This window comes from Aminobacter sp. LjRoot7, assembly GCF_964252895.1.
Taxonomy (GTDB): domain Bacteria; phylum Pseudomonadota; class Alphaproteobacteria; order Rhizobiales; family Rhizobiaceae; genus Aminobacter; species Aminobacter aminovorans_B.
Genome location: NZ_CAXUPX020000005.1, coordinates 99,204 through 123,218 on the forward strand (window position 1 = coordinate 99,204; position 24,015 = coordinate 123,218).

23 protein-coding genes are annotated in these 24,015 nt (G+C 64.9%); 16 read left to right on the forward strand and 7 right to left on the reverse strand.

The features are described 5' to 3' along the window. Positions 1–2: 2 nt before the first annotated feature. From ACSQ3E_RS15960 to ACSQ3E_RS15985, 6 genes are all read right to left on the reverse strand, one after another. Entirely contained in the window at positions 3–830 is an 828-nt protein-coding gene (locus tag ACSQ3E_RS15960) for a sugar phosphate isomerase/epimerase family protein (protein WP_310319961.1), read from the reverse strand. Then, the gene (locus tag ACSQ3E_RS15965; protein ID WP_436123453.1) at positions 827–1,987 is read right to left on the reverse strand and encodes a Gfo/Idh/MocA family protein; all 1,161 of its coding nucleotides are present in this window, start codon (positions 1,985–1,987) and stop codon (positions 827–829) included. The genes ACSQ3E_RS15960 and ACSQ3E_RS15965 overlap by 4 nt, the downstream gene beginning before the upstream one ends. 106 nt (positions 1,988–2,093) lie before the next feature. Next, entirely contained in the window at positions 2,094–2,444 is a 351-nt protein-coding gene (locus ACSQ3E_RS15970) for a RidA family protein (RefSeq protein WP_310319964.1), read from the reverse strand. Then, positions 2,441–3,133 (reverse strand): HpcH/HpaI aldolase family protein, encoded by a 693-nt coding sequence (locus ACSQ3E_RS15975; RefSeq protein ID WP_436123454.1) that lies wholly within the window; start codon positions 3,131–3,133, stop codon positions 2,441–2,443. Before ACSQ3E_RS15975 ends, ACSQ3E_RS15970 begins: the two co-directional genes overlap by 4 nt. A gap of 10 nt (positions 3,134–3,143) precedes the next feature. After that, positions 3,144–4,139, reverse strand: coding sequence for a hypothetical protein (locus ACSQ3E_RS15980; RefSeq protein ID WP_436123455.1), 996 nt, complete (start codon positions 4,137–4,139; stop codon positions 3,144–3,146). Positions 4,140–4,168: 29 nt separating this feature from the next. Then, the gene (locus tag ACSQ3E_RS15985) at positions 4,169–4,564 is read right to left on the reverse strand and encodes a cupin domain-containing protein (protein WP_436123456.1); all 396 of its coding nucleotides are present in this window, start codon (positions 4,562–4,564) and stop codon (positions 4,169–4,171) included. A 348-nt stretch (positions 4,565–4,912) separates the two neighbouring features. On the opposite strand from ACSQ3E_RS15985, the gene exbB reads away from it, so the two are divergent. The 16 genes from exbB to ACSQ3E_RS16065 all read left to right on the forward strand — a co-directional run bounded on the left by exbB (position 4,913) and on the right by ACSQ3E_RS16065 (position 22,847). Continuing rightward, a complete protein-coding gene (gene exbB / locus ACSQ3E_RS15990) occupies positions 4,913–6,145 on the forward strand; it encodes a tonB-system energizer ExbB (protein ID WP_436123457.1) in 1,233 nt (410 codons plus the stop codon). 11 nt (positions 6,146–6,156) lie between these two features. Continuing rightward, on the forward strand, positions 6,157–6,618 hold the full coding sequence (gene exbD / locus ACSQ3E_RS15995; RefSeq protein WP_436123458.1) for a TonB system transport protein ExbD: 462 nt from the start codon (positions 6,157–6,159) through the stop codon (positions 6,616–6,618). Continuing rightward, on the forward strand, positions 6,615–7,526 hold the full coding sequence (locus tag ACSQ3E_RS16000; protein WP_436123459.1) for a TonB family protein: 912 nt from the start codon (positions 6,615–6,617) through the stop codon (positions 7,524–7,526). Before exbD ends, ACSQ3E_RS16000 begins: the two co-directional genes overlap by 4 nt. 375 nt (positions 7,527–7,901) lie before the next feature. Beyond that, positions 7,902–8,405, forward strand: coding sequence for an RNA polymerase sigma factor (locus tag ACSQ3E_RS16005; protein WP_436123460.1), 504 nt, complete (start codon positions 7,902–7,904; stop codon positions 8,403–8,405). Between the two features lie 114 nt (positions 8,406–8,519). Then, positions 8,520–9,491, forward strand: coding sequence for a FecR family protein (locus tag ACSQ3E_RS16010; protein ID WP_436123461.1), 972 nt, complete (start codon positions 8,520–8,522; stop codon positions 9,489–9,491). Between the two features lie 131 nt (positions 9,492–9,622). Then, a complete protein-coding gene (locus ACSQ3E_RS16015; protein ID WP_436123462.1) occupies positions 9,623–11,884 on the forward strand; it encodes a TonB-dependent receptor in 2,262 nt (753 codons plus the stop codon). A 57-nt stretch (positions 11,885–11,941) separates the two neighbouring features. After that, positions 11,942–12,226 carry a DUF2218 domain-containing protein gene (locus tag ACSQ3E_RS16020; RefSeq protein WP_310319988.1) on the forward strand — a complete coding sequence of 95 codons (285 nt, stop codon included), beginning with the start codon at positions 11,942–11,944 and terminating at the stop codon, positions 12,224–12,226. Between the two features lie 92 nt (positions 12,227–12,318). Next, positions 12,319–14,100, forward strand: coding sequence for an IucA/IucC family protein (locus ACSQ3E_RS16025; protein ID WP_436123463.1), 1,782 nt, complete (start codon positions 12,319–12,321; stop codon positions 14,098–14,100). Next, positions 14,084–15,796 (forward strand): IucA/IucC family protein, encoded by a 1,713-nt coding sequence (locus tag ACSQ3E_RS16030; protein WP_436123464.1) that lies wholly within the window; start codon positions 14,084–14,086, stop codon positions 15,794–15,796. Before ACSQ3E_RS16025 ends, ACSQ3E_RS16030 begins: the two co-directional genes overlap by 17 nt. A gap of 10 nt (positions 15,797–15,806) precedes the next feature. After that, positions 15,807–17,075 (forward strand): AMP-binding protein, encoded by a 1,269-nt coding sequence (locus tag ACSQ3E_RS16035; protein WP_436123465.1) that lies wholly within the window; start codon positions 15,807–15,809, stop codon positions 17,073–17,075. Beyond that, positions 17,075–18,376, forward strand: a complete 1,302-nt coding sequence (locus tag ACSQ3E_RS16040; protein ID WP_436123466.1) for a DUF6005 family protein — start codon at positions 17,075–17,077, stop codon at positions 18,374–18,376. Before ACSQ3E_RS16035 ends, ACSQ3E_RS16040 begins: the two co-directional genes overlap by 1 nt. Continuing rightward, the gene (locus ACSQ3E_RS16045; protein ID WP_436123467.1) at positions 18,373–19,218 is read left to right on the forward strand and encodes a sugar phosphate isomerase/epimerase family protein; all 846 of its coding nucleotides are present in this window, start codon (positions 18,373–18,375) and stop codon (positions 19,216–19,218) included. Before ACSQ3E_RS16040 ends, ACSQ3E_RS16045 begins: the two co-directional genes overlap by 4 nt. A gap of 72 nt (positions 19,219–19,290) precedes the next feature. Beyond that, positions 19,291–20,196, forward strand: a complete 906-nt coding sequence (locus tag ACSQ3E_RS16050) for a siderophore ABC transporter substrate-binding protein (protein WP_436123468.1) — start codon at positions 19,291–19,293, stop codon at positions 20,194–20,196. Further along, the gene (locus ACSQ3E_RS16055; protein WP_436123469.1) at positions 20,196–21,158 is read left to right on the forward strand and encodes an ABC transporter permease; all 963 of its coding nucleotides are present in this window, start codon (positions 20,196–20,198) and stop codon (positions 21,156–21,158) included. Before ACSQ3E_RS16050 ends, ACSQ3E_RS16055 begins: the two co-directional genes overlap by 1 nt. Positions 21,159–21,210: 52 nt before the next feature. Continuing rightward, positions 21,211–22,092, forward strand: a complete 882-nt coding sequence (locus tag ACSQ3E_RS16060) for an iron chelate uptake ABC transporter family permease subunit (protein WP_436123650.1) — start codon at positions 21,211–21,213, stop codon at positions 22,090–22,092. Continuing rightward, positions 22,089–22,847, forward strand: coding sequence for an iron ABC transporter ATP-binding protein (locus ACSQ3E_RS16065; protein ID WP_436123470.1), 759 nt, complete (start codon positions 22,089–22,091; stop codon positions 22,845–22,847). The genes ACSQ3E_RS16060 and ACSQ3E_RS16065 overlap by 4 nt, the downstream gene beginning before the upstream one ends. 50 nt (positions 22,848–22,897) lie before the next feature. Here the strand turns inward: ACSQ3E_RS16065 and ACSQ3E_RS16070 are convergent, their stop codons facing one another. Continuing rightward, a complete protein-coding gene (locus tag ACSQ3E_RS16070) occupies positions 22,898–23,995 on the reverse strand; it encodes a 2Fe-2S iron-sulfur cluster-binding protein (protein WP_436123651.1) in 1,098 nt (365 codons plus the stop codon). Positions 23,996–24,015 lie beyond the last annotated feature (20 nt).

The following is a 24,015-nucleotide window of genomic DNA, read 5'->3' on the forward strand; positions in this document are numbered from 1 at the left end:
GTTCAGATGCCAAGCCCGCGCAGGAAGGCGCGGCTGTCGCGGATGACGTCGTCAGCTGGGATCTCCCAGCCGAACAGGTGCGATTCATATTCGACCGAGGCAGAACCCGCGTAACCGAGCCGCCGCAAGGTTTCAGTGACGGCCTTCAGGTCGACCTCACCAGTGCCGAGCGGCACGCATTTGAAGTCGGGATAGAGGCCGACTGAATCCTTGACGTGGAAGTTGCTGATGCGGTCGAACAGCTGCTCCGCCGCCCTGACCGGATCCTCGCCGCGCAGCTGGAAGTGGGTCGGATCGAAAGCGACGCGGACATCGGAGCCGGGGATCGCCTTGAACAGGTCGAGATACTCGTCGGCCTTGGCGACGATATGCATCGAGCAGCCCTCGATGCCGAATTTGACGCCCCGGTCCCTGGCGTGGTCGCAGACCTCTTCCAGTGCTGCGGCCAGATGCTTGCGTGCGGTGGCAATATCCATGCCGCCGAAGGCGCGGCCGGTGAAGACCCAGACCATCGGCGCACCGATGTCGCGCGCCAGATCCACGGAGGCCTTGAGATAGTCGATGCCGGCGCGGCGTTCCTCGGCCGTCTCCTTGGCGAGATGCAGGCAGGCGCTCAATGCCGAGATGCTCATGCCGGCATCCGATATGGCACGGGCGACATCGACCCGACCGGCCGCGTCGAGCGCCGGCGTCACATGCGGCACGAAGCCGTTGCTCCATAGATCGCCATTGAGCTCGACCGACTTGTATCCAGCCTGCGACAGCCTGCCCGCCAACTCGGCGACGGGCAGCTGGTGCAGGAAGGTGCTGTAGAAGCCGGGCGTGATCATGACCGACCCGCCTGCCCCTCGAAATCGGGAAATGCGAAGGGCGCGTCGTCGGCCAGCGGCAGCGACACCCAGGAGCGAGCGATCTGCGAGCTGTACGCGGCATGGACCAGTTCGGTGGCGCGGGCGCCGTCGAAACCGGTGGCGCCGATATCGTCGCGGGTGCCGGAGAGGATTTCCTCGGCCATGCCGGCGAGCTGCTCGGTATAGGTGTCCCACTCGTTGCGCGGCGGCCAGATCGACAGCCAGCCGTCCCAGGCGTGGCGGTTCTGCTTGGAACGAGCTGTGGGATAGACGGCCTTGCGGATCGCTTCCGGCAGCTCATTCATCGGCACGGTAGTGTTGATGGCGAGCGGCACGTCGAAGAAAGGCGAGCCGGCGTTGGTCCAGACGAACAGCGAGCCCTTGGTGCCGTAGAGCTCGGTGGCGTCGCCCAGCACCGGGGAATAGCGGTCGGCGATGAAGGAGCCGCGCGCGCCCTTGTTGGTGCGCACCATGAGGTGGACGTTGTCGTCGACGACCGGCGGGATGACGCAGTGGCTAACATCGGCCACGACCTCGGCATAATCGTCGGCGAGCAGGTAGCGGAGCATGTCGAAGCGGTGGATCAGGTTGTCGTTGGTGGTGGCCCCGCCCGACTTCTCGAGATCCCAGCGGAAGTTGGTGCCGTCGACCCAGTTGTCCCACTTGGCCGAGAACACGGTGCGGAAGGAGAACACCTCACCGATCAGGCCGGCGTCGATGGCGAGCTTGGCCATGCGGATCTGGTTGAGATAGCGCTGGTTGAAGCCGGTCTTGAGCACGATCTTGTGCTCCTCGGCGATCCTGGCCATGGCGAGCGCGTCGGGATAGGTGACGGCCAGAGGCTTCTCGCACAGCACATGCTTGCCGGCGCGAGCGCAGGCCTCGAAATCGCGGCGATGCAGGTTGTTGGGCGTCGCCATGATGATGATGTCGACGGACGGATCGGCGAGCATCTTGTCCAGGCTGGTGTAGATGTTGGCGCCGCCATAGGTCTCGGCCAGCGTCCTGGCGCGGGCCTCGTCGATGTCGCACACTGCGGCGAGCCTGGTGGAGGCACCAGCCGCAACGGCCGGCGCATGGCCGTCGTGGACAATATTTCCGGCCCCGTAGAGGCCCACTCCCAATTGACGTGACATGGCAGTCCTTCCGCTTTCTCTGGCCGCAGGCCGGCAGTCCCGCCCGATGGGTCGAGCAAGGCATGCCGGTCGGGACCGGGCTTTCAGTTGAGGTTTGGCGTTGCGCTCAGCGCGCCGCGATGACGGCGATCTCGACCAGGTTCTTCGGCCGTGCCAGCGGCGAGCCGACGGTCGCGCGGGCCGGCGTGTTGCCCTTGGCGACCCAGGTGTCCCAGACGGCGTTCATCTCCTCGAAGGTGGCGACGTCTGTGAGCCAGATGTTGGCCGACAGGATCTTCGACTTGTCGGTGCCGGCTTCGGCGAGATAGGTGTCGATCTTGTCGAGGATCTGCCGTGTCTGCTCGGCGACCGACGGTACCGGATCGGTGGCCGTCTGGCCGGCGAGATAGACCGTGTCGCCGTGGATGACGATCTGCGACATCCGCTCGCCCTGGCGCAGCCGTTCAATCTTGCTCATGTGTTGCTCTCTTTCATTATGTGCCGGAAGTCGTTGGCTCCGGTGATCAGGAAATTGTTGGCGTGCTCGTAGAGAAAGCGGCATCCGCCACTGACGAAGGTGGCGACCGTGTCGCGCGTCACCAGCGTACCCGGCACCTTGCCGGCGGCGCGGATCCTCGCGGCGCAGTCGAGGACGAGGCGCTTGACGTCGGGATGATGGGTCTGGCCGTTCAGGCCCATCGAATGCGACAGGTCGTTGGGGCCCATGAAGAACACGTCGATGCCTTCGACGGCGACAATGGCGTCGAGGTTCTCGACCGCTTCGAGCGACTCGATCATCGCCACCACCACGGTGTCGTCATGGTTCTGCGGCCGGGCGCGGCGCACGGCGGCAACGATGCTGCGGGCGCTGTCGGCATCGTCGACATGGGGCACGATCAGGCCACCGGCACCGGCGTCGAGATAGCGGGTGAGCAGATGGTCGAGATTGGCCTCGGGTCGAACGATGGACTGCAGGCCGGCAGCACGCGCGGCGCGGCACATGTCCTGCACGGTCTGGATCGAGGCTGTGCCGTGCTCGCAATCGATGAACACGCCGTCGACGCCAAGCCGGCCGAGAAACTCGGTCAGCGCCGCAGACGGATGGTCGGGATTGACGACGACGACGGGTTCGTCCCGCTGCAGACGCTCTTTGAACGGATTAGCCATGATGTGCCCCTCAGCCGATGGCGATGGAAAAGACATGGCCGATGCCACGGGGAAGCGGATGCGCGCGCCAGCTGTCGCCGGCATCGTCGCTCAGGAAGACGTGGCCGAACTTGTCCGAGCAGACGAGCCGCTTCGGGTCGGTCGGGTCGACGGCCATGGCAAAGACGGTGCTCTTAAGCGGCGCTCCGAGATCGAGGCAATGGAAGCTTGCGCCACCATTGGTCGAGCGGAAGAAGCCGCCGAGGTCACCGTCAAAGTCGTTGCCGGCGCCGAGATAGATCGTGTCAGCCGGGCCCTGGCCGAGGATGCGGCAATAGGAGCCCTTTTCGCGCAGCGCCGGCACCGGCAGCTTGCTCCAGCGGCGGCCATTGTCGCTGCTCTGGAAGGCGCCGACGCGTGTCGTCACCGACACCTTGCCCTCGCCATCGACAAGCACCGAATGCAGGTCGACGGCATCCTCGACGACATAAAGCCCGTCGAGCGCCTGGCGCCAGCTGCGGCCGCCGTCTTCCGACATGATCAGGCCGCCGATCTCGATGCTGGCGTAGACCCTGTCGGCATTGGTGGAGTCGATGGCGATGCGGGTGATACGCCGTGGCATGCCGGCGGTTATGTCGGGGTAGCCGACCGAGACGTCGAGATTGCGCCAGCTGCGGCCATTGTCGGTCGACTTGAAGATCGCCGTGGGCTCGTAGCCGGCGAACAGCGTGTCCGGCTCATGCGGATGACGGGTGAGCGACCACACCGCGAACTCCGGCTTCGGCGCGTCGAGCCGGGTCCAGCTGTCGCCATGGTCGGCGCTGAGGAAAATGCCGTCCTGCGTGGCGGCGAACACTTCGCCCGGACGTCTGGGCTCGGCGAGCAGTGCGAATGTCTGCGGCACATTGGGAAAGCCTGTTTCGATGCGCTCCCAGGCGCCGCCATCGCGGCTGCGCAGCAGGCCTGAGCTCATGAAGCGGCCGGGATCGGTGTCGCCGGCTAGCCCCGCATAAAGGGTGATGGTCATTGTCATGGTCGCAGCCTGGATGAAAGGGATCAGTAGCTTTCCGGGTCGGTCGAATAGTCGACGACCGGCGCATCCTTGACGCCGAAGGCCATGGCGAGGGCCCGGATGCCGTTGTGCTCATGCGCCGGCTTGATCGAGTGCCGCGCATTGGGCGGGATCTTGACCAGGTCGCCGGGGCCGATTTCGCGGGTCTCTTCCTCGATGGTCATCAGCGCCCGGCCGGAGAGCATGAAATAGAACTCGTAGGTCGGGTGGTGGTGGGTGTTGACCTCGCCGCCGGCGCGGATCTCGAACTCGCTGATCAGCTCAAGGTGGCCGCCCAGCGTCTCGTCCCGCATCTCGCGCGGCGGCACCAGCCACCACACCGGCGTCGTGCCCTGGTGCTCGAGTGTCGGTCGCGTGAAATCGCTCGAGCGGATGTCCATCGGAGCGCCCCTTTAGCCGGCCAATGCTGATCTTGTTGTCTGGGCCTCACGGGCCCTGCGATGGATCGGACCTTACGAACGCCCCCCTGGTCTGGCCAGAAATGGGTTATCGCCAACTTTATTGATAAGCCGTGTGGCCCACGGGCGAGCGTCGAAGGCGGTCATCGCAGCCTCCGATTTTCCGGCGTAAGAGCCCATACCGTCGCGCTTCGTCCTCGACGCATGAATTCTGGTGTGTCACTCTCATGTTTCTTTGGCGCTTTTCTTGATTAAAGAAGTCAACAATGTTAGAGGCCCGACACAACACCTGCCTTTGAGTCATTTGCGTTGCGATCGGAGACTGCGGACATGAGAAGCATCTGGGGCATCACAAGCACCGGGACGGCTTTCGGGTCGCAAGCTCAGCATCGGTCCGGACGCATCATCGCAGCGGCGCTGTGCATCACGCTCAGCGCCGGCGCGGCATTCGCCCAGCAGGCCGCGCCGACGACGGTAGAGCCCGCAACGACCGCGCCGGTTGCTCCGGCAAATCAGCCAGCAGCCGCCACGCCGGCAGTCCAGCCCGCACCGCAGGCAGCACCCGCCGATACTTCCAATTCCACCACCAGCTCCGGCGCCGGCGCAGCCGAAGCGACGCAGCCACGTGTCAACGCTGTAGAGCAGCCAGACGGCAACACTGCGGCGCAGCCAGGTGCGAATGTCGCGGCACAGCCGGGCCAGGCCGCCGGCGATCCGGTCGCAGCCACGACACCCGAAGCCGGACAGCCTGCCGCAGCAACGCCGATCGACACGACCGTCGGCGCGCCAGCCGGTACCGACGTTCCCAAGAGCCTTTTGCCACACGACCTGTCGCCATGGGGCATGTTCATGGCCGCGGACTGGGTGGTCAAAGCGGTGATGATCGGCCTTGCCTTTGCCTCGCTGATCACCTGGACCGTCTGGCTTGCCAAGTCGCTCGAGATCGCCGCCTCCAAGGCGCGGCTGAAGAAGGCGCTGCGCGGCATTCTGCACGCCCGCAGGCTCGCCGACGCGTCCCAGGCCCTCGGTGACCGCACCGGGATCGGCAGCGTGCTCGTTCGCGCCGCCGTCGAGGAGTTCGAGATGTCGGGCCACGAATTCGGCCATGCCGACGCCTCCGGCATCAAGGAGCGCGTCGAGTCGCGGCTGATGCGCATCCAGGCGCAGGCCGGTCGCCGCCTCAGCCGCGGCACCGGCGTGCTCGCCACGATCGGCTCGACGGCACCCTTCGTCGGCCTGTTCGGCACCGTCTGGGGCATCATGAACTCGTTCATCGGTATCTCGGAATCGCAGACCACCAACCTCGCGGTCGTCGCACCCGGCATCGCCGAAGCGCTGCTGGCGACCGCCGTCGGCCTGATCGCCGCCATTCCGGCGGTGGTGATCTACAACGTCTTCGCCCGCTCGATCACTGGCTACCGCCAAGGCCTGGCCGACGCCGCCGCCGGCGTGCAGCGCCTGGTCAGCCGCGACCTTGACCGCCAGCCGCAGCGCAACGAGCGCTTGCCGGCCAATGAAGCCATGCGCGGCAACGGGCGCGTCGCGCCCGCCGTCGCGGTCTAGGAGACGGAGCCATGGCCGGCGGCATCAGACAGCAGGTTGAAGAAGACGATCTCCAGGAAAACCACGAGATCAACGTGACGCCGTTCATCGACGTCATGCTGGTGCTGCTGATCATCTTCATGGTGGCAGCACCCTTGGCCACCGTCGACGTCAATGTCGACCTGCCGGCTTCCACCGCGACCGCCACGCCGCGCCCGGAAGAGCCGCTCTACGTGACGCTAAAGGAAGACCTCAGCATCTCGATCGGCCAGGACACTGTCGCCCGCACCGCTTTCCAGCAACAGCTCGACACTGCCGCCAAGGCCGACAAGGAAACCCGCATCTTCCTGCGCGCCGACCGTGGCGTCGACTATGGCGAGCTGATGGAAGTGATGAACCTGATGCGCGGTGCCGGCTATCTCAAGATCGCACTTGTCGGGCTGGAGCAGGTGCGAGCCACGCCGCCCGCTGCCAGCGAGGGGCAAGCGCAATGAGTGCTGCGACGCATGACCAGTTCAGCTTCGGCGGCATCAGCCGTAGCGAAGCCTTGCTGTGGTCGACGGCGGCGGCCGTGATCCTCTCCGTCCACATGGCCGGCGCCTGGTATCTCAACCAGCAGCCGCCGATGATGATGGAAGACATGCAGGCGCAGTCCGCCGTGATGATCGACCTCGCGCCGATGGCTATGGCACCGGAGGCCGTGCAGCAGGACGCGACTGACATGGTCGACAGTGCTGCTGCCGAAAACGTCGAGGAAATGACCGAGACCATTCCACCCGATCCCGTCGAGCCGGTGACCGAGCCGGTGGAACCGGTCGAGCAGGTCGTGGAACTTACGCCGGAGCCTCTGGAAGAGGTCACCGAGGCCGAGCCGATCGAGGAAGTGATCCCCGATCTCGTAGAGGCTCCGCTGCCCGAGGTGGCGATGGCGATCCCCGAACCGCGCCCCGAGATCAAGAAGCCGAAGCCGGTGGAAAAGCCGGTTCGCGAAAAGAAGCCGGTGCAGAAGAAGCCGGAGCCGACCAAGGAAGCCAAGGTCGAGAAGAAGCCTGCACAGGCTAGCTCAGCTGCGAAGAAGTCGGCGCAGAACTCCGAAAGCGTGCGTGCACCTGCGCCTGGCCAGGGCGGCGGCAAGGCGATGTCGCCGGCGCGCTGGCAGTCGCGCGTCTTTGCCCATCTGAACAGGCACAAGCCGCGCAACGTGCGCAACCGTGGCGTCGCAGCCGTGCAGTTCTCGTTCAATGCCGGTGGCGACGTGCTGTCGGTCAGACTTATCAATTCGTCTTGCGACCCGGCCCTCGACGAAGCTGCGGTCAGCCTTGTGCGCCGGTCGTCACCGATCCCGGCGCCGCCGCCGGCGGTGCCGTCGGTGATCGTGGTTCCGATCGACTTCAAGCGCTAGCAGCCGCCTCCCCGCGGATTGCGGGACAGGTGCAAGCGTCATCGCAAACATTGCGATTCACTGCCGGCCGGCAAGGCCGGCTGGTGACTGGCTTCGCCCCCTGCAAGCGCCCTGTGTTGTTTCTGCTACACCCGTAAAACTTTCTTGCTGCGACAATCCATGCGGGCCGCCAAGCGGCAGCCGCAGTTAGTCCAGCAGAATCAAACACTAAACATGATAAAAATAGGAAGGTTTTAGGTTGAAGCCCCGGTAACACCGCGCTTTTCCCTAAGGTGTTGGGGTTGCAGGCACTTTTTTGATGGCCTATCGAACCCCTGTCGCTGTCGCCCCCAGGCATGCGCGATCGGAACTGGTGCAAAAACAAGAGTGAGAAAAATGGCACTCACCAGGCTGATGACCAGCTTTGCTACGTTGCGTCCGCGCATCGAGGCGCTGACGCGCGGACGCGTCGGCTGCAGCGCGACCGCCGAGGACATCGTGCAGGATACGTGGATACGCCTGTCCAACGTCCGTCACGACGACGCCATCGACAACCATGCCGCCTTCACCATGCAGGCGGCGAAGAATGCCGCGATCGGCCACTTCCGCAAGCAGCAGCGGCGCAGCGAGATCGACGCCGAGGTCAACGAACTTCTGTCGCCGTCGGTCGACGAGATCTCGCCCGAACGCATCGTCATGGGCAGAGACATGCTGCGCGCCGTCGACAAGGCACTTAAGACGATGCCGGAAAGAAGCCGGCGCATCTTCCTGATGAACCGCGTCAACGGCATCTCGCACCGCGAGATCGCGCGCCAGCTCGGCATCAGCGACGAGGCCGTCTACTACCATATCCGCCGCGTGGTCGAACGCCTGGCCGAGCTGCGCGACAGCAACGTCTGACCTGTTCCAAGATTTATTTTGCCGTGACGCTTAGGCGTGGTGCCATCTCGCGTGTCTATGATAGCAAGATGGTTAGTGTGCCCGAACAGATGGGCACCGCTTGCGTGACTGGCGATGGGCAAAGGGCAACACGGATCCGAGATCGACCGCGGCGTCGCACTTGATGCGCGTGACTGGATCGTTCGATTGAGCGCCGGCAATGTCAGCCGGCAGGATCTCGACCGATTCCACGCCTGGCGCGACCAGTCGCCGGAGCATGCACAGGCATTCGCCCGCGAAAAGGAGTTCTGGCAACTGCTGCAGAACGTCGATGGCAGCGGCCTGGATGTGGCTCCCGTTGCTGCGCCAATGCCTCGGCCGGCCGTCAGCCGGCGCAGGTTCCTCGTTGGTGGTGCTGTGGCCGCATCTGTCGCCGCTGCCGCTGCCCCACGGGTCCTTACCTGGATGCGATCGGACTTCACGACCGGCGCCGGCGAACAGGCGACGGCCACCCTGCCCGACGGCTCGACGATGCTGCTCAACACCAACAGTGCCGTCGACGTCGATTTCCAGCCGGGCCTGCGCCTGGTGAACCTGCTCTCGGGCGAAGTGGAATTCTCGGTCAGGCTCGACACCGGTGCTCCATTCCGCGTCGCAGCCCTCGGCGGCAACAGCGATGCTCTGGAAGGCAGCTATGCGGTGCGCGCAATCGCCGACGAAGTGACGGTCACGGCGTCGGCCGGCGCTATCACCGTCTCGGGCGGCGCCAAGGGTGATGCTGCCAACACCGTGTCGCTCGCACCCGGCCAGCAGACGCGCTACCTGAGCGGCGCAGCGCCGCTCGCGGCAGCCGACGTCAACCTCGCAAGCGAACTCGCCTGGCGCGGCGGCCGCGTCGTGTTCGAAGGCAAGCCGTTCGGCAGCGCCATCGGCGAGCTTGGCCGCTATGTGCCCGAACGCCTCGTCATCGCCACGCACACCCATGATGCGAGCCCGGTCAGCGCGGTGTTCCTGACACGCGACGCCCATGACGCGATCGAGGCCCTAGCCCAGACGCAAGGCATGACCGTGCACCGGGTTCCGGGCGTCGTCATCGTCATCTCCTGACCCCAACGAACGCGGCCCAATCTATTTCAGAAAAATCGCAACTGGCCCTTTAGGCAGTTGGCCCCGTCGCGCGTCACACCATCGAGGGCGCTCGGTGGATGCGTGCGCCAGACTTTCTTGGGGACTGCACGATGGGCAACAGCAACATGGATTTTGGCGGCAAGGCGTCGGGGCGCCTGCTGGCACGGCTTCTGGTGGGCACGGCGCTCGGCGCGAGCATGCTGACCGCCGCCGCGCCAACGAGCGTCGCCCATGCGCAGTCGGCAACGCGCGCGCAGAACATCAACCTGCCAGCGCAGCCGCTTGGCCAATCGCTGAAGCAGCTCGCGGCCCAGACCGGCCTGCAGATCGCCTTCGGCACGGCTGAAATCGGGGGGGCCAGCGCCCCGGCCGTCTCCGGCAACCTGTCGCCGGAACAGGCGCTGCAAAGCCTGCTCGCCGGCAGTGGCCTGAACTATCGCTTTACCGGACCCAACACCGTTTCGGTCCAGTCGGCTGCTGCAAGTGCCGCGACGGGCGGGCTCAGCGTTTCGGCCAATGGCGCGGTGGTTCTCGACACGATCGACGTGACCACGATGGGCTCTGGCGGCAGCGTCAACAACGTCCAGATCACGGCCGAGGACCTGGCACAGAAGGCGCCTGCCGACCTGCAGGAAGTGTTCGCCAACGAACCCAAGGTCGCCGTCGGCGGCTCGACCTCGTCGTCGCAGAAGGTCTACGTCCAGGGCATCGAGGAAAACAACCTTGCCGTGACGGTCGACGGCGCGCGCCAAAACAACAAGGTCTTCCACCATAACACCACCAACCTGATAGACCCGTCGCTGCTGAAGGCCGTTAGCGTCGACGCCGGCGTGGCACCAGCCGATGCCGGCCCCGGCGCGCTCGGCGGCTCGATCGCCTACGAGACCAAGGATGCGCGCGACCTGCTCGAGCCGGGCAAGAGCCTCGGCGGCCTGGTCACCGGCACCTACGACTTCAACAGCAAGACCTCGACCGTCGGCCTGTCAGCATATGGCATGAAGGACGGCTTCGAGTTCTTCGGCTATCTCAACTTCGCCAAGGGCGACAATTACACTGGCGGTGACGGCAAGGTTATCGATGGTACCAGCGCCAATCTTTTGAGCGGCATCGGCAAGGTGGCCTACCAGGCTGAAAACGGTCATCGCTTCGAACTGAGCCACGAACAGCTTCGCGACGACGCCCCGCGGCCGTTCCGCGCCAACATGGGCTCGATCACGAACCCGAAGAAGGGAGAGGTTCCGATCCGCGACTATACGCTGGATCGCAGCAGCACCGTCTTCACCTACACCGATGAATCCCCTGAAGGCTGGTGGGATCCGAAGGTGGTAATCGCTTACACGAGTGCCAGGGTGGAGATCCCGATCTATCCAGCGCCCACCTATCAGGGTATCGGCAAAACTGAGAGTTTCAACGGCAAGGCCGAAAACCGTTTCGCCTTTGATATCGGTACCGTCACCGCCGGCTTCGACTTCTACAAGGACAAGGCTCACCTCGACGCGAAGTCGGATACGTCGACTGAGCATGCGAGCAATGTCGGTATCTACGCCCAGGCTCGTCTCGAACCTTGGGAGCGGACGCGCCTGTCGTTCGGCGCGCGTGGTGACAATCAGTGGTTCGAAGGCACCAAGGGCCAGAAGTGGACCAATGCCGGCCTGAGCGGCAACATCTCGGGTGAGTACGACATCATTCCCGACTTCCTGACCGCAAAGGCCGGATACTCGCATGTCTGGGCCGGCGTGCCGCTGGCCGAGAATTTCATCATGAACCCGAACTGGAACTATGGCGCCGGCCCGAAGCCGGTGACATCGGACAACCTGACGGCTGGCCTTCTCGCCACCTATGAGGGTTTCACGCTCGAGGGCAGCATCTTCCGCACTGACATCTACGATGCCCGTACACCCCGTTATGGTGTTGGACTGGGCATCCAGACTCGCGACGTCCGCTCGCAGGGCTTCACCATCTCCGGCGGTTACGACTGGGGTGCAGGCAATGTCAGCGTCAAATACGCCAACATCGATGTCACCATCGACGGCAAGCCTGCTGATTCTGACACCGGCACCTATCTGGTAACGCCAGTAGGACAGATCATCACTCTGTCTGCCGTCCACCAGTTCGACGACTGGGGCGTGAAGGTCGGCGGAGACGTCGAGATCGCGCTCGAGGACAAGCTCCTCAAGGGGCACGAGGTCGTCAACATCTTCGCCGAATACCAGCCGGAGTCGCATCCGAACCTGACCTTCCGCGGCGAAGTGAAGAACCTGTTCGATGAAGACTATGCCAGCCGTGCAACCTACGGACAGGAATTCACCAACGTGAACCCCTTGCTGGAACCCGGCCGCTCGTTCCGGCTGAGCGCGACGGCGAAGTTCTGAGCATGATGGCCACGGACATTGTCCGTGGCCATTTCTGAAAGCATGGACGGAGAGATCATGTTTCAATCGACGGGACGGTTCGAGACCGAGCATGGCGCCAAGTACTTAACCCAGCTGTGCAAGCATTTTGCCCACAAGATCGAGGTGAGCCACGGCGACGGGCATGGCGAATGCCATTTCCCGTTCGGCCATGCCGTGATGAACGCCGACGCCACCGCCCTGACCATCGAGGTGGATGCGGCCGACGCCGATCAGCTGGCGCGGACCAAGGCCGTCATCGACGACCACCTCGTCCGCTTCGCCTTCCGCGAGCCGGAACCCAGCATCGAGTGGAGTGCCTGAGGCGTCAGGCAGCGCCCACGTTCCCGAGAAAATCCGTCAGATACCTAGCTGCTGCAAGGGACTCTATCGGTCAAACCATGTGGTGACGACAGATGAAGCTCACGCAGCGGCAGGTTGCCGAACACGCGACGTTCCAGAATTTCGCGAACTGCTATGTCCGCGAAATCTCGCCCGGCAGGGTGACGCAACACAGGACCGGATCGGAAGACCCCGTCGACTGCATCGAACTGGTTCTGGCAGCACAGCAGCTTGTGCTGCGGGCCGAGCTTGTGTCGCACTCGCTGTGCGGTCCGCACCGTTTTGGGCAGGTCTGGCAGCGTCGGGCGACGGAAGGCGGCTGGCGCAATGCCGAGCCCTTCGCCGCCCTCCAGCTGTTGCTGCAGGAGGCCTACAGGCAGCTGCATGATGGGCGCGGCGACGCGATGCGCGGCTGCGAACTCGAACTGCTCGGCCGGGCGCTGCAGAGCTACCAGCAGACGCTGCGCTACATCGAGGCGCATCGCGTCCGCGAAGACCACGACAGCTTCATCGCGGCCGAACAGTCGCTGGTGTTCGGCCATTCGCTGCACCCGACGCCGAAGAGCCGGCAAGGCATGAGCTCGTGGCAGGAGCCGAGCTACGCGCCGGAGCTGCGCGGCAACTTCCAGCTTGTCTATTTCGCCGCCGATGCCTCCGTCGTCAGCCACAAATCGGCCGCCAGCCAATCGGCACCCGAGATCGTCGCGTCGTTGGCGGGGCCCAGCAAGATCGAGACGCGGCCCGGCGAGACGCTGCTGCCGATGCATCCGCTGCAGGCCGAAGCGCTGCTGCTCGACGACGGCGTCCGTGGCCTGCAGAAAGCGGGCAAGCTGCGTCTCATCGGCCCCGCCGGCCCGGCATTCACCGCAACGTCCTCCGTGCGCACGGTCTACAACAGGGACCTGCCGTGGATGCTGAAATTCTCGCTGCCGGTGCGGATCACCAATTCGCTCAGGGTCAACAGCCGCAAGGAGCTGGAGGCGGGTGTCGCCATGGCCAAGCTTGTGCAACGCACGGGCATCGGCAACGACAGCGATCGCTTCAAGATCATCGCCGACCCGGCTTACATCACGCTCGATTTGCCCGACCGCAGCGAAAGCGGCTTCGAGGTCATCCTGCGCGAAAACCCGTTCGTCGCCTGCAAGGGTCGAGGCAAGATCACCATCGCCGCGCTGACCGCCGAGCCGCTGCCGGGCGAACAGTCGCGGCTCGAACGCATCATCCGCAGCATCTGCCTGAGGGACGGCACCCATCCCGAGCTGGTCTGCCGGTACTGGTTCCAGCGTTATCTCGACTGCGCGCTCGACCCGCTGGTCTGCCTCTATGACGATTTCGGCCTGGCGCTCGAAGCACACCAGCAGAACAGCCTTGTCGACGTCAGCCAGGGTTATCCCACCACAGGCTACTATCGCGACAACCAGGGTTTCTACCTGTCGAAACGTCATCGCGCCCGCCTCAGCCAGCATGTGCCGGAGGCGGCTGAGATCGCCTCACTCTATTACGACGACCGCGATATCCAGGACCGCTTCGCCTACTACCTGATCGTCAACCAGATCTTCTCGGTCATCGCCCGCATGGGACATGACGGTTTGATCGACGAGGAGGTCCTGCTGCACATGCTGCGCGACCGGCTGGAGGTGCTGTCGCGGACGACGTCGGGCGTCGGCCGCGAATTCGTCCGCAGCGTGCTCGACCGCCCGACGGTGGCCTTCAAGGCCAACCTGATGACGCGGCTGTTCGACGTCGACGAGCTGCAGACCAGCAACGAGCGCTCGCTCTACGCCCGCCAGCCCAACCCGCTCTTCGCGGCCATGACCGGCCTCTACCACGGAGACGGCAGTGCCCTTGCCTCTTGACCTGCCCGGCCGCCCCGACGAGCGCGTGGTCAGGCAGCTTGTCGAGGCCGTTCTGTATGAACGGCTCGTCGAGGCGGCGGTAACCGGAGACGGCGCCCAGCTCACCTTCACATGGTCGGATGGCGCCAAGCGGTTTCGCTGCGTGGGCATGAAAGGCGCGTTCGGCCGCATCCGCCTGGCGGCCGGCTCGGTCGAGAGCGAGAGCCGTGATGGGGCGTGGCAGCCAGCGACGCTCGACGAACTGGTCGCGAGCCTGCCGGCATCGACTGAAGACAAGCGTCGGCTGTTGGGTGAACTGCTCAGCACAGTCGCGCATTGCAGCTGGAACGACCGCAATCTTGACCACGGGTCGCGCCGCGAGCTCGGCTTCGCCGCCCTCGAAGGCGCGCTGCATGAAGGCCATGCCTACCACCCCTGCTTCAAGGCGCGGACGGGGTTCAGCGAAAGCGACCATCGCGATTTCGGTCCCGAAGCCGGCAACAGCTTCCAACTCGCCTGGCTGCTGGTAAAGCGCAGCAAGGTCAGCCAGCGGCTACCGGCGAATGAAGGCGCGTTCTGGAGCGTCGAGCTTGGCGCGGAGGTCTTTGCCCAGCTCGACCGGGAGCGCGCACGCCTGGGCCTTGCCTGGGACGACTATTGCCTGCTGCCCCTGCACCCCTGGCAGTGGCAGTCGTTGCGGGAAACGCTGCTTGCGCCATGGCTCGCCAATGGTACGGCGCATTTCGCCGGCATCGTTGGCGACCGCTACACGGCGAGCCAGTCGATCCGGACGCTGCTCAACGCCGACCGGCCCGAGGCGGCGAACGTCAAGCTGACGATGAACATGAGCAACTCGTCGTCGCTCAGGACGATCGAGCCGCATTCGGTGTGCACGGCACCAGTGATCTCGCGCTGGCTCGGCGACATCGTTGCCGGCGACCCGCTGTTTGCAACGACATATCCGCTTGTCCTGCTCGACGAATATGCCGGCATCATCGCCGGCCGCGACGGACCGCTGGCCGGCCAGCTTGCGGCGATTTGGCGCCGCAGCGTGACCTCGACGCTCGCCGATGGCGAACAGGCCGTGCCGTTCAACGCGTTGATGGCGACCGAACACGACGGGCGCCCGTTCATCGACGAGTGGGTGCGCCGGCACGGCTTCCGCAACTGGCTGGGGCAATTGCTGCAGACAGCGATCCTGCCGGTCTGGCACCTGCTCGTCGGGCACGGCATCGCCACCGAAGCGCACGGCCAGAACATGGTACTTGTCCATCGCGACGGCTGGCCGGTGCGGCTGGTACTGCGCGACTTCCACGACAGTGTCGAATATGTGCCCGACTTCCTGCGTGAGCCACAAAAGGCGCCCGACTTCCTGGCGCTCGACCCGGCCTATCGGGACGCGCTGCCTGACCAGTACTACTGGATGGAGGATGTCGAGACGCTTGGCGAACTGGTGACGGATGCACTGTTCGTCTTCAACCTGGCCGAGGTCTCGCATCTGCTGCAGACGTTCTATGGGCTGCAGGAAGCCGACTTCTGGAAAACTGTCCGACGGATGCTCGCCGACTACGCCGCCATCCACGGCCTTGGCGCACGCCAGCACCAGCTCGGGCTGGCCCGCCCGACATTGACGGCCGAAGCCCTGCTCGCGCGCAAGCTGAACACCGGCCGCTCCAGCCACGCCGTTCCCAACCTCCTCTCCACCCCCGACGCCTGAAGGAAAATCGATGCTCCAGATCGACGACAGGTACTATGACCGACAGAAGTTCGAGCAGATGGTCGTGCGAAGCGGCGACCAGGCCGGACTGAACCCCAATGGACGCTATGCCGTCTGCTTCAGCGACACAGCCGCCTGGCTGGCGCTGTTCTTCGCCATCCGCAACATCGGCGCCAGCGTCTTCCCGATCCACCCGGCAACGCCGCATGCCGCCGCTCGCCGCCTGGCGGTCGCCGCAGGCTGCAACGCGCTCTACTTCAACAGCCTCGACGCGGAGACGCTGTCGACCGAAATCGAGCTAGGTGCCACCGGCCAGCTGCTGCAGATGAGCTCCGGCACGACGGGCGCGCCGAAATGCATCGCCCGCAGCTGGGCCGAGATCGACGCCGAGGTAGCAAGCTATGTCGCGACCTTCCACCAGCCGGAGGAGATGACGCCCGTCATCGCCTGCCCGACGACGCATTCCTACGGCCTTATCTGCGGCATCCTCGTCGCGCTGAGGCGCCGTCGCACACCCGTCATCGTCGATGCCGGCAATCCGAAATATCTGCTCAGGATCCTGCGCGGCATCGAGCAGCCATTGCTCTATTCGTCGCCGGCTGTGCTGCACACGCTGGCCCGGCTGATGCCCGAGGGCGAGAAGCTCCATGCGGCGATGACCTCGGGCACGGTGCTACCCGAACCGTGGTTCGCGCGCATCCGGGCGCGGACGACGCATCTGTTCCAGCAATATGGCTGTTCGGAAACCGGCTGCATCGCCGTCAACCCTGACGTCACCGACGCCGCCGACATGGGCTTCGTGCTGCCGCACCACGCTGTTACCTGCAGCAACAGCGCGGTCGCACCGTCCGAGATGATCGTCAGCGGTCCGAACGGCGACGTCGCCACCCGTGACCTCGGCTATTACAGGCCTGACGGCATGCTGGTGTTCGTCTCCCGCCTCGACGACACCATCAATGTCTCCGGCCTCAACGTCTATCCGCGCGAGGTCGAGGACGTGGTGATGTCGATGCCTTCAGTCACCGACGCCGTCGCCTTCCGCAAGGCCGACACACTCGCTGGCGAGCGGGTCGGCTTGCTGTTCAGCGCCACCGAGCGGCTGGAGGGCCCTATGGTACGGCAATGGTGCGCCCAGAACCTCGCCAGCCACCAGCTGCCGATGGAGATCGTCCAGGTCGACGCCATACCACGCCAGGCCAACGGCAAGATCAGCCGGCGCGAGGTGGCGGCACAACATGCCGCGGGCCAGTTCACGGCAATGGCCAGGGAAGTCGCGTGATGAACACCGAACAGATGATCGAAGCGATCGGCGCCGTGCTGCGCGATCACATGAACCATGCCCATCTCGACCGTTTCCGCCCCGACGCACGGCTCAACGAGGACCTCTATCTCGACTCGGTGCTGATCCTCGAGATCTTCCTCAACCTGGAGCTTGAGTTCGGCCTGCCGGCGCCCGAGGAGGCGATCAACCGCCAGGATATCGAGACGGTGCGAGAGCTGGCGCAGCTGTTCACCGGCGAGGCCAGCACTGTTGCAGCGCGTCCCGAGACGGCTGGTGAGGGCGTGCATGGCGAGGACTACATCGACATCAAGGTGCATTGCTTCGTCAGCAGCGTCTGCGACGCGCTGAAGCGCTCGGGCATCGACCAGCGGCCGTTCTATTTCAGCGTCTGGGACGCTGGCTTTGCCATCAACGAGCGCTGGCAGCTCGCCTATCACGACAAGTCGATCAACCACGATTTCTTCCGCGCCTGGTACCAGCGCCTTTACGGCGTCGGCATGCATGAATGGTACGATCCGGCGCGCTCGAAGGACCAGAACATCGTCGTCATGCTCGACCTGCTCGAGCGCAAGCGCGACAGCGAATATCTGATGGTGATGCTGGACCTGTTCCACCTGCCGGAGCGGGAGAACAAGTTCAACCAGAACCCCTTCCCGCACTATCTGATGATCGAAAAGACCGACGATCCGAAGATTTGGCAGGTCAACGATCCCGACTTCCGCTGGGAAGGCCAGATCGCCCGCGACAAGGTCATCCACGCCATCCGCCAGCCGACCGTCGGCGGCGGCTATATCTTCGACCGGCTGGAGGCGCGCGTGCCTGCCGCCACCGACCTGCGCGACTTCTTCCTCGCCTGCTACCAGCCCGACCACAATCCGCTTGTCGACGGGGTGCGCCGCATCGTTTCCGCCCATCTCGAAGGCAGGGGTGACGTCAAGCTCGCCGATCTCGGCGCGGCACTGCGCGAGGTGCCGGTCATCTCGATCCGCAAATATGCCTACGAGCACGGCTTCGCCTTCTTCTGGCGCGAGATGAAGCTAGCGAACGCCGATTTCGAACACTGGTGTGACGAGATCGAGCGGGTGATCCAGGACTTCAAGGCGCTGCACTACGCCGTCATGAAGCTGGCCCAGACCGAGGACCGCAGCCTCGCCGACGATGTCTTCCGTCGCCTTGACACGCTGGACGGGCTCGAACGGCGGATCAAGGCCAGGCTCGGCGAAGCCTTCCAGGCATGGTGCTCGACAAAGGGCATCCCCCATACCATCCCCACCGAACTGCTCGGAGCAGCCGAATGAAGATCTCGCTCTGCACCATCACATTCCGCCATCATCTCGTTTCGCTCGAAGACATCGCGAGATGGGCTCGCGCCAACGACTTCCAGGGCATCGAGCTGTGGGGCGCGCATGCGCGCAACCTCGCCTACCAGCCGCAATGCGACGCCGACTGGCTGGCCGACCAAGGGCTCTATGTGCCGATGGTCAGCGACTACCTGCCGCTCGACGGCGATGCCGAGACGCTGCGCAAGAAGACCATCGACCTGTGCCGCCTCGCCCGCCACTGGCGCGCCGGCAAGATCCGCACCTTTGCCGGTAGCCGCGGCAGCCGCGACACCCCGGCCGAGGTCAGGCGCATCATCACCGCGCGGCTGCATGAGGTGGCCGGGATCGCCGGGGATTTCGACCTCGAACTCCTGGCCGAGACGCATCCCGGCACGCTGGCCGATTGCGGCGCCTCGACGCTCAGGCTGGTTGCCGAGGTCGACCATCCCGCCTTCAAGCTCAACTTCGACACACTGCATGTCTGGGAAGGCGGCGACGACCCTGTCGCCGCACATGCCGCGATGCGCCCGCACATCCGCCACTACCACCTCAAGAACGTGCGCTCGCGCGCTGACCTCCGCGTCTTCGAGCCGGCTAACGTCTATGCGGCAGCCGGAAGCCGCGAAGGCATGACGCCGCTGTTCGACGGCAAGGTCGACTACCGGCGCTTCCTCGCGGAACTGCGCGACGACCCCAATGTCGAGGCATCGCTCGAATGGTTCGGCAATGATTGCTTCAACGTGCTGCGCAGCGACCGCCAAGCAATAAAGCGCTTGAAGGGCCGAGACGAAGTCTTGCTGCGCACCGGCAGCTTCTGATATGCGCAAAAGAAGAGTATATTGCGAAGGTTTTAAGCAACCGGCGCAAATCCACGACGACGGAGACAAAAGATGAAGTTTGTTCGGCTGCTGGCCAACCTTACGGCGGCACTGGCTATTGCCACGACACCCGCCCTTGCCGTCGAGATCACCACCGCAACCGGTCCCAAGACCATCGACAAGGTGCCGGCCAAGGTCGCCGTGTACGACATCGCCGCCATCGACACGCTGACCCGCCTCGGCATCCAGCCGGCCGGCATCCCCGACAAGCTGTTCGTGCCGGAACTCGCCGGCGTCGCCAAGGGCGCCACAGTCGTCGGCACGCTGTTCGAGCCGGACCTCGAGGCGCTGAACGCGCTTGCACCCGACTTGGTGATCGTCGGCGGCCGCTCGTCGACGCAGGTCGAGGCGACGTCGCGCGTGGCGCCAACCATCGACATGACCATGGACGGCGACGACCTGGTGACGCAGGCCAAGGCGCGCCTCGCCGCCTATGGCGAGCTGTTTGCCAAGCCGGACGAAGCCGCCGCAGCTGCCAAGGAGCTGGATGCCGCCGTCGAAGCCGCCAGGCAGGCCGTCAAGGGCAAGGGCAAGGCGCTGATCCTGATGACCAACGGCCCGAAGATCACCGCATACGGCCCCGGTTCGCGCTTCGGCTGGGTGCACAAGACGCTCGACCTCGAGCCCGCTGTCGCCGACGTCGAGGCGGCAACGCATGGCGAGGCGATCTCGTTCGAATTCATCAGCAAGACCAATCCGGACTGGCTGCTGGTTCTCGACCGCGCCGCGGCGATCGGCTCGAACGACCAGGGCGCCAAGGCGACGCTGGACAATGAGCTGGTGGCCCAGACGACCGCATGGAAGAAGGGCCAGGTGATCTTCCTGCCGTCGCCCGACTTCTACATCGCCGCTGGTGGCGTGCAGTCGACGCACCGGGTGCTGTCGACCATCGAGCAAGCCTTCGCCAAGGCCAAGTGATGGCGGCGTTGCCCCACACCCGGCTGCTCGTCGCTGCCGGGCTCGTCGGGCTTTTTGCCGTGAGCCTGTGCATCGGCGTCGATGATCTGCCGATGGGCAGCGTGTTCACCGATGCCGGCGCACTGCAGCTTCTTTTGGTCAGCCGCCTGCCGCGAACCGTGGCCGTGGTGCTGACCGGTGCCGGCCTGGCGATTGCCGGGCTGGTGCTGCAGATCCTGGTGCGCAACCGCTTCGTCGAGCCGATCACCACCGGCACCGGCCAGAGTGCCGCCCTTGGCGTGCTTGTCGTGACGTTGCTGTTTCCGACAGCTTCGATCGCGATGAAGACGCTGGGTGCCAGCGTGGCCGCATTGGCCGGGACTTCGATCTTCCTTGGCATCGCGCATCGGCTGCCGCCGACGCAGCCGTTTCTCATTCCGCTGTTCGGCCTCGTCTATGGCGGTGTCATCGGTGCTGCGGTGACCTTCATCGCCTGGCAGACCGACCTGCTGCAATATGTCGACGTCTGGACCAATGGCGAGTTCTCCGGCGTGCTGCGCGGTCGCTACGAACTGTTGTGGATCACCGCTGCGATGGTGGCGCTGGCCTGGTGGGTCGCCGACCGGCTGACCATCGCCTCGATGGGCCGCGAGGTCAGCCTCGGGCTCGGGCTCAACTACCAGCGCATCGTCCAGCTCGGCCTGGTCATGGTGGCGGTGATCTCGTCGCTGGCCGTCGTCGTTGTCGGCATGATCCCCTTCGTCGGGCTGGTGGTGCCGAACCTCGTGTCCCGGCTGATGGGCGACAATCTGAAGAGCGTCCTGCCCTGGGTGGCAGTGACAGGTGCCGTGCTGCTGCTCGCCTGTGACATCATCGGCCGCCTCATCCGCTACCCCTATGAAATTCCCGTCGGCACCGTGCTCGGCGTCGTCGGATCGGGGCTGTTTTTGTGGATTCTGTTCGGGCGGACCCAGCGTGCCTGACAAACGTCTCCTGATCCTCGCTGCCCTGGCAGTGGTGGTGGCTGTCACCTTCATGACCGTCGGGCTGCGTGGCAATATCGGCTTCGCGCTCGAACTGCGCGCCGTGCGGCTGGTGACCCTGATCCAGGTCGGCGTGGCGATCGCGATCTCGACTGTCGTGTTCCAGACGGTCACGGCGAACAGGGTGCTGACGCCGCAGATCATGGGCCTCGATGCGCTCTACATGTTCGGACAGATGGCGCTGGTGCTGGCGCTCGGCAGCGTCGGCTACGTCGCGCTCGACCCGCGCCTGAAATTCGTTGGCGAGGCCGGCCTGATGATGGCGATGGCGCTGGTGCTGTTCCTGCCGATGCTGCGGCGGCGCTTCGACATCGGCTTGCTGCTTCTGACCGGCGTGGTGCTGGGCGTGCTATTTCGCAGCCTCGCCTCGTTGATCGCACGGCTTATCGACCCGAACGAATTCGCCGTCGTACAAGGGTCAAGCTTCGCCGATTTCAACACCGTGCGGCCGGACCTCGTCATCGTCGGCCTGGTGGTGACGACAATTGCCGCCGTCATCATCTGGCACCAACGCCACCTGCTCGACATCGTCGCGCTTGGCGCCGACAGCGCCACCGGCCTTGGCATTTCGTGGACCAAAGCGCTGGCCGGCCTGCTGCTGTTGGTCGCGGCCCTTGTGGCCGTGTCGACGGCGCTGGTCGGGCCGGTGACGTTCTTCGGGCTTCTGGTGGTGGCGCTGGCCGAGCGCATCGTCGACAGCCGCCGCCACCGCCTGCTGCTGCCGGCGGCGATGCTGACGGCCGTCATAGTGCTGCTTGGCGGCCAGATGGTGCTGCAGCACGTGCTGGGCGGTGCCGCGACGCTGGGCGTCGTCATCGAATTCGTGGGGGGCATCGTGTTCCTGGCCATGCTGATCACAACGAGCAAGCGATGATCGAGATCAAGAATGTTTCGCTGCGCCTCGGCGACACTCAAATCCTGGAGGATGTGTCGCTGACCATGCCCAAGGGCGGAGTGACGGCGCTGGTCGGCCCCAACGGCGCCGGCAAGTCGAGCCTGTTGTCGCTGATCGCCCGGCTGCAGCCGCTGCAGAGCGGTGCCATCTCGGTCGACGGCCTGCCGGTCGACACGACACCGAGCCACCGGCTGGCCAAGACGCTCGCCATCCTGCGCCAGGACCCGGCGGTGGCAAGCCGGCTCAAGGTGCGCGAACTCATCGGCTTCGGCCGCTTTCCGCACCAGCGCGGGCGCATCGACGCCAATGACCTGAAGCTGATCGAGGCGGCCTTGCAGCAGTTTGGCCTGATGGATCTGGCCGACCGCTTCCTCGACAATCTGTCGGGCGGCCAGCGCCAGCGCGCCATGGTCGCCATGGCCTTCTGCCAGGGCACCGACTACATGCTGCTCGACGAGCCGCTGAACAATCTCGACATGCTGTTTGCCCGCCAGCTGATGCGAGACCTGCGCGCGGCCGCCGACAAAGACAGGCGCACCGTCATCGTGGTGCTGCACGACATCAACCACGCCGCTGTCTATGCCGACCGCATCGTGGCGATGAAATCGGGGCGCATCGTCGCCGACGGATCGCCAGCCGAGGTGCTGCAGCCCGACGTGCTCGCCCGGGTGTTCGGCTATGACATGGCCGTCATCGAGGTCGGTGGCACGCCGCTGGTGCTGCACCACCGCTGATTTTTCCTAACTCCAGACGGAAACCGCTGCACGGTTTCCCCGGTATTGCCCTACGCCTCGACCTCGATCGCCGACAGCGGCTTCGAGCAGCAGGCGAGGATGAAGCCGTCGTCGATCTCGTGGTCGAGGATGCCGCCATTGTGGCTCATCTCGACCTCGCCGGAGAGCTTCCTGACCTTGCAGGTGCCGCACAGGCCGAATTCGCAGGCCGCCGGGATGCGCACGCCCGAGGCGCGTGCCGTCTGCAGCACTGTCTGGCCCGACAGGCAGTCGGCGTCGACATCCGACAGCGAGAAGCGGACTGGCAGAACGGCATCCGGCACCGTTTCAGTGCCCTCGCCCGGCATCGAGAACGGCGCAGGAACCTCCTCGACGACAGGCGCAGCAAAACTTTCCTGATGGTAGCGGGACATGTCGAAGCCCGATGCCTCCAGCATGCCGCGCACGGCGCGCATGAATGGATCGGGCCCGCAGCAGAACACCTCGCGCTCGCGGAAGTCCGGCGACAGCAGCGGCAGGCGCACCGCATCGATGCGGCCCATATGGCCGAACCAGCCTTCACGGCTCGACCGCTCCTCGATCATGAAGCCGAGCGAAAGGCCGGGCATGTGGGTGCCAAGGAGCTCAAGTTCCTTGCGAAAGATGATCTCTTCCGGACGGCGCGCGCAGTTGACGAAGGCAACGTCCGTCCACGGCGCGCAGTCGTTGAGCCAGCGCAGCATCGACATCATCGGGGTAATGCCGGAGCCGGCCGAGACGAACAGATATTTTGCCGCCGGGTGCTGGTGCAGCGAGAAGTCGCCTGACGGGCCATAGGCCTTGATGCGGACGCCCGGCTTCAAATGGTCGAACATCCAGCGTGTGCCGATGCTGCCGGCTTGCGCCTTGACCGTGACGGCGATGGAGAACGGCCGCGATGGGCTGGACGACAGTGTGTAGGTGCGCATGACGGGCGCCGGCTCGGCCGGAAGCTCGAGCGTCACGAACTGGCCGGGCTTGTAGCGGAACCAGGTCTGGTTGTCCGAGCGGAAGGTGAAGGTCTTGACGTCGGGCGCCTCGTCGGTGACGCCGATGACCTCCAGCACCTGGAGCCTGTCGTTCCAGGGCACCATTTCGTCGAGGTTGCGGTAAAGGCCGAGATCGGACATCGCGTTCACAGCTCCCTCCT

Excerpts from the sequence above, each read along its gene's own strand:
- ACSQ3E_RS15960 (WP_310319961.1), bottom strand. The coding sequence starts at position 830 with ATGATCACGCCCGGCTTCTACAGCACCTTCCTGCACCAGCTGCCCGTC.
- ACSQ3E_RS15965 (WP_436123453.1), bottom strand. The coding sequence starts at position 1,987 with ATGTCACGTCAATTGGGAGTGGGCCTCTACGGGGCCGGAAATATTGTC.
- ACSQ3E_RS15970 (WP_310319964.1), bottom strand. The coding sequence starts at position 2,444 with ATGAGCAAGATTGAACGGCTGCGCCAGGGCGAGCGGATGTCGCAGATC.
- ACSQ3E_RS15975 (WP_436123454.1), bottom strand. The coding sequence starts at position 3,133 with ATGGCTAATCCGTTCAAAGAGCGTCTGCAGCGGGACGAACCCGTCGTC.
- ACSQ3E_RS15980 (WP_436123455.1), bottom strand. The coding sequence starts at position 4,139 with ATGACCATCACCCTTTATGCGGGGCTAGCCGGCGACACCGATCCCGGC.
- ACSQ3E_RS15985 (WP_436123456.1), bottom strand. The coding sequence starts at position 4,564 with ATGGACATCCGCTCGAGCGATTTCACGCGACCGACACTCGAGCACCAG.
- exbB (WP_436123457.1), top strand. The coding sequence starts at position 4,913 with ATGAGAAGCATCTGGGGCATCACAAGCACCGGGACGGCTTTCGGGTCG.
- exbD (WP_436123458.1), top strand. The coding sequence starts at position 6,157 with ATGGCCGGCGGCATCAGACAGCAGGTTGAAGAAGACGATCTCCAGGAA.
- ACSQ3E_RS16000 (WP_436123459.1), top strand. The coding sequence starts at position 6,615 with ATGAGTGCTGCGACGCATGACCAGTTCAGCTTCGGCGGCATCAGCCGT.
- ACSQ3E_RS16005 (WP_436123460.1), top strand. The coding sequence starts at position 7,902 with ATGGCACTCACCAGGCTGATGACCAGCTTTGCTACGTTGCGTCCGCGC.
- ACSQ3E_RS16010 (WP_436123461.1), top strand. The coding sequence starts at position 8,520 with ATGGGCAAAGGGCAACACGGATCCGAGATCGACCGCGGCGTCGCACTT.
- ACSQ3E_RS16015 (WP_436123462.1), top strand. The coding sequence starts at position 9,623 with ATGGGCAACAGCAACATGGATTTTGGCGGCAAGGCGTCGGGGCGCCTG.
- ACSQ3E_RS16020 (WP_310319988.1), top strand. The coding sequence starts at position 11,942 with ATGTTTCAATCGACGGGACGGTTCGAGACCGAGCATGGCGCCAAGTAC.
- ACSQ3E_RS16025 (WP_436123463.1), top strand. The coding sequence starts at position 12,319 with ATGAAGCTCACGCAGCGGCAGGTTGCCGAACACGCGACGTTCCAGAAT.
- ACSQ3E_RS16035 (WP_436123465.1), top strand. The coding sequence starts at position 15,807 with ATGCTCCAGATCGACGACAGGTACTATGACCGACAGAAGTTCGAGCAG.
- ACSQ3E_RS16040 (WP_436123466.1), top strand. The coding sequence starts at position 17,075 with ATGAACACCGAACAGATGATCGAAGCGATCGGCGCCGTGCTGCGCGAT.
- ACSQ3E_RS16045 (WP_436123467.1), top strand. The coding sequence starts at position 18,373 with ATGAAGATCTCGCTCTGCACCATCACATTCCGCCATCATCTCGTTTCG.
- ACSQ3E_RS16050 (WP_436123468.1), top strand. The coding sequence starts at position 19,291 with ATGAAGTTTGTTCGGCTGCTGGCCAACCTTACGGCGGCACTGGCTATT.
- ACSQ3E_RS16055 (WP_436123469.1), top strand. The coding sequence starts at position 20,196 with ATGGCGGCGTTGCCCCACACCCGGCTGCTCGTCGCTGCCGGGCTCGTC.
- ACSQ3E_RS16060 (WP_436123650.1), top strand. The coding sequence starts at position 21,211 with ATGACCGTCGGGCTGCGTGGCAATATCGGCTTCGCGCTCGAACTGCGC.
- ACSQ3E_RS16065 (WP_436123470.1), top strand. The coding sequence starts at position 22,089 with ATGATCGAGATCAAGAATGTTTCGCTGCGCCTCGGCGACACTCAAATC.
- ACSQ3E_RS16070 (WP_436123651.1), bottom strand. The coding sequence starts at position 23,995 with ATGTCCGATCTCGGCCTTTACCGCAACCTCGACGAAATGGTGCCCTGG.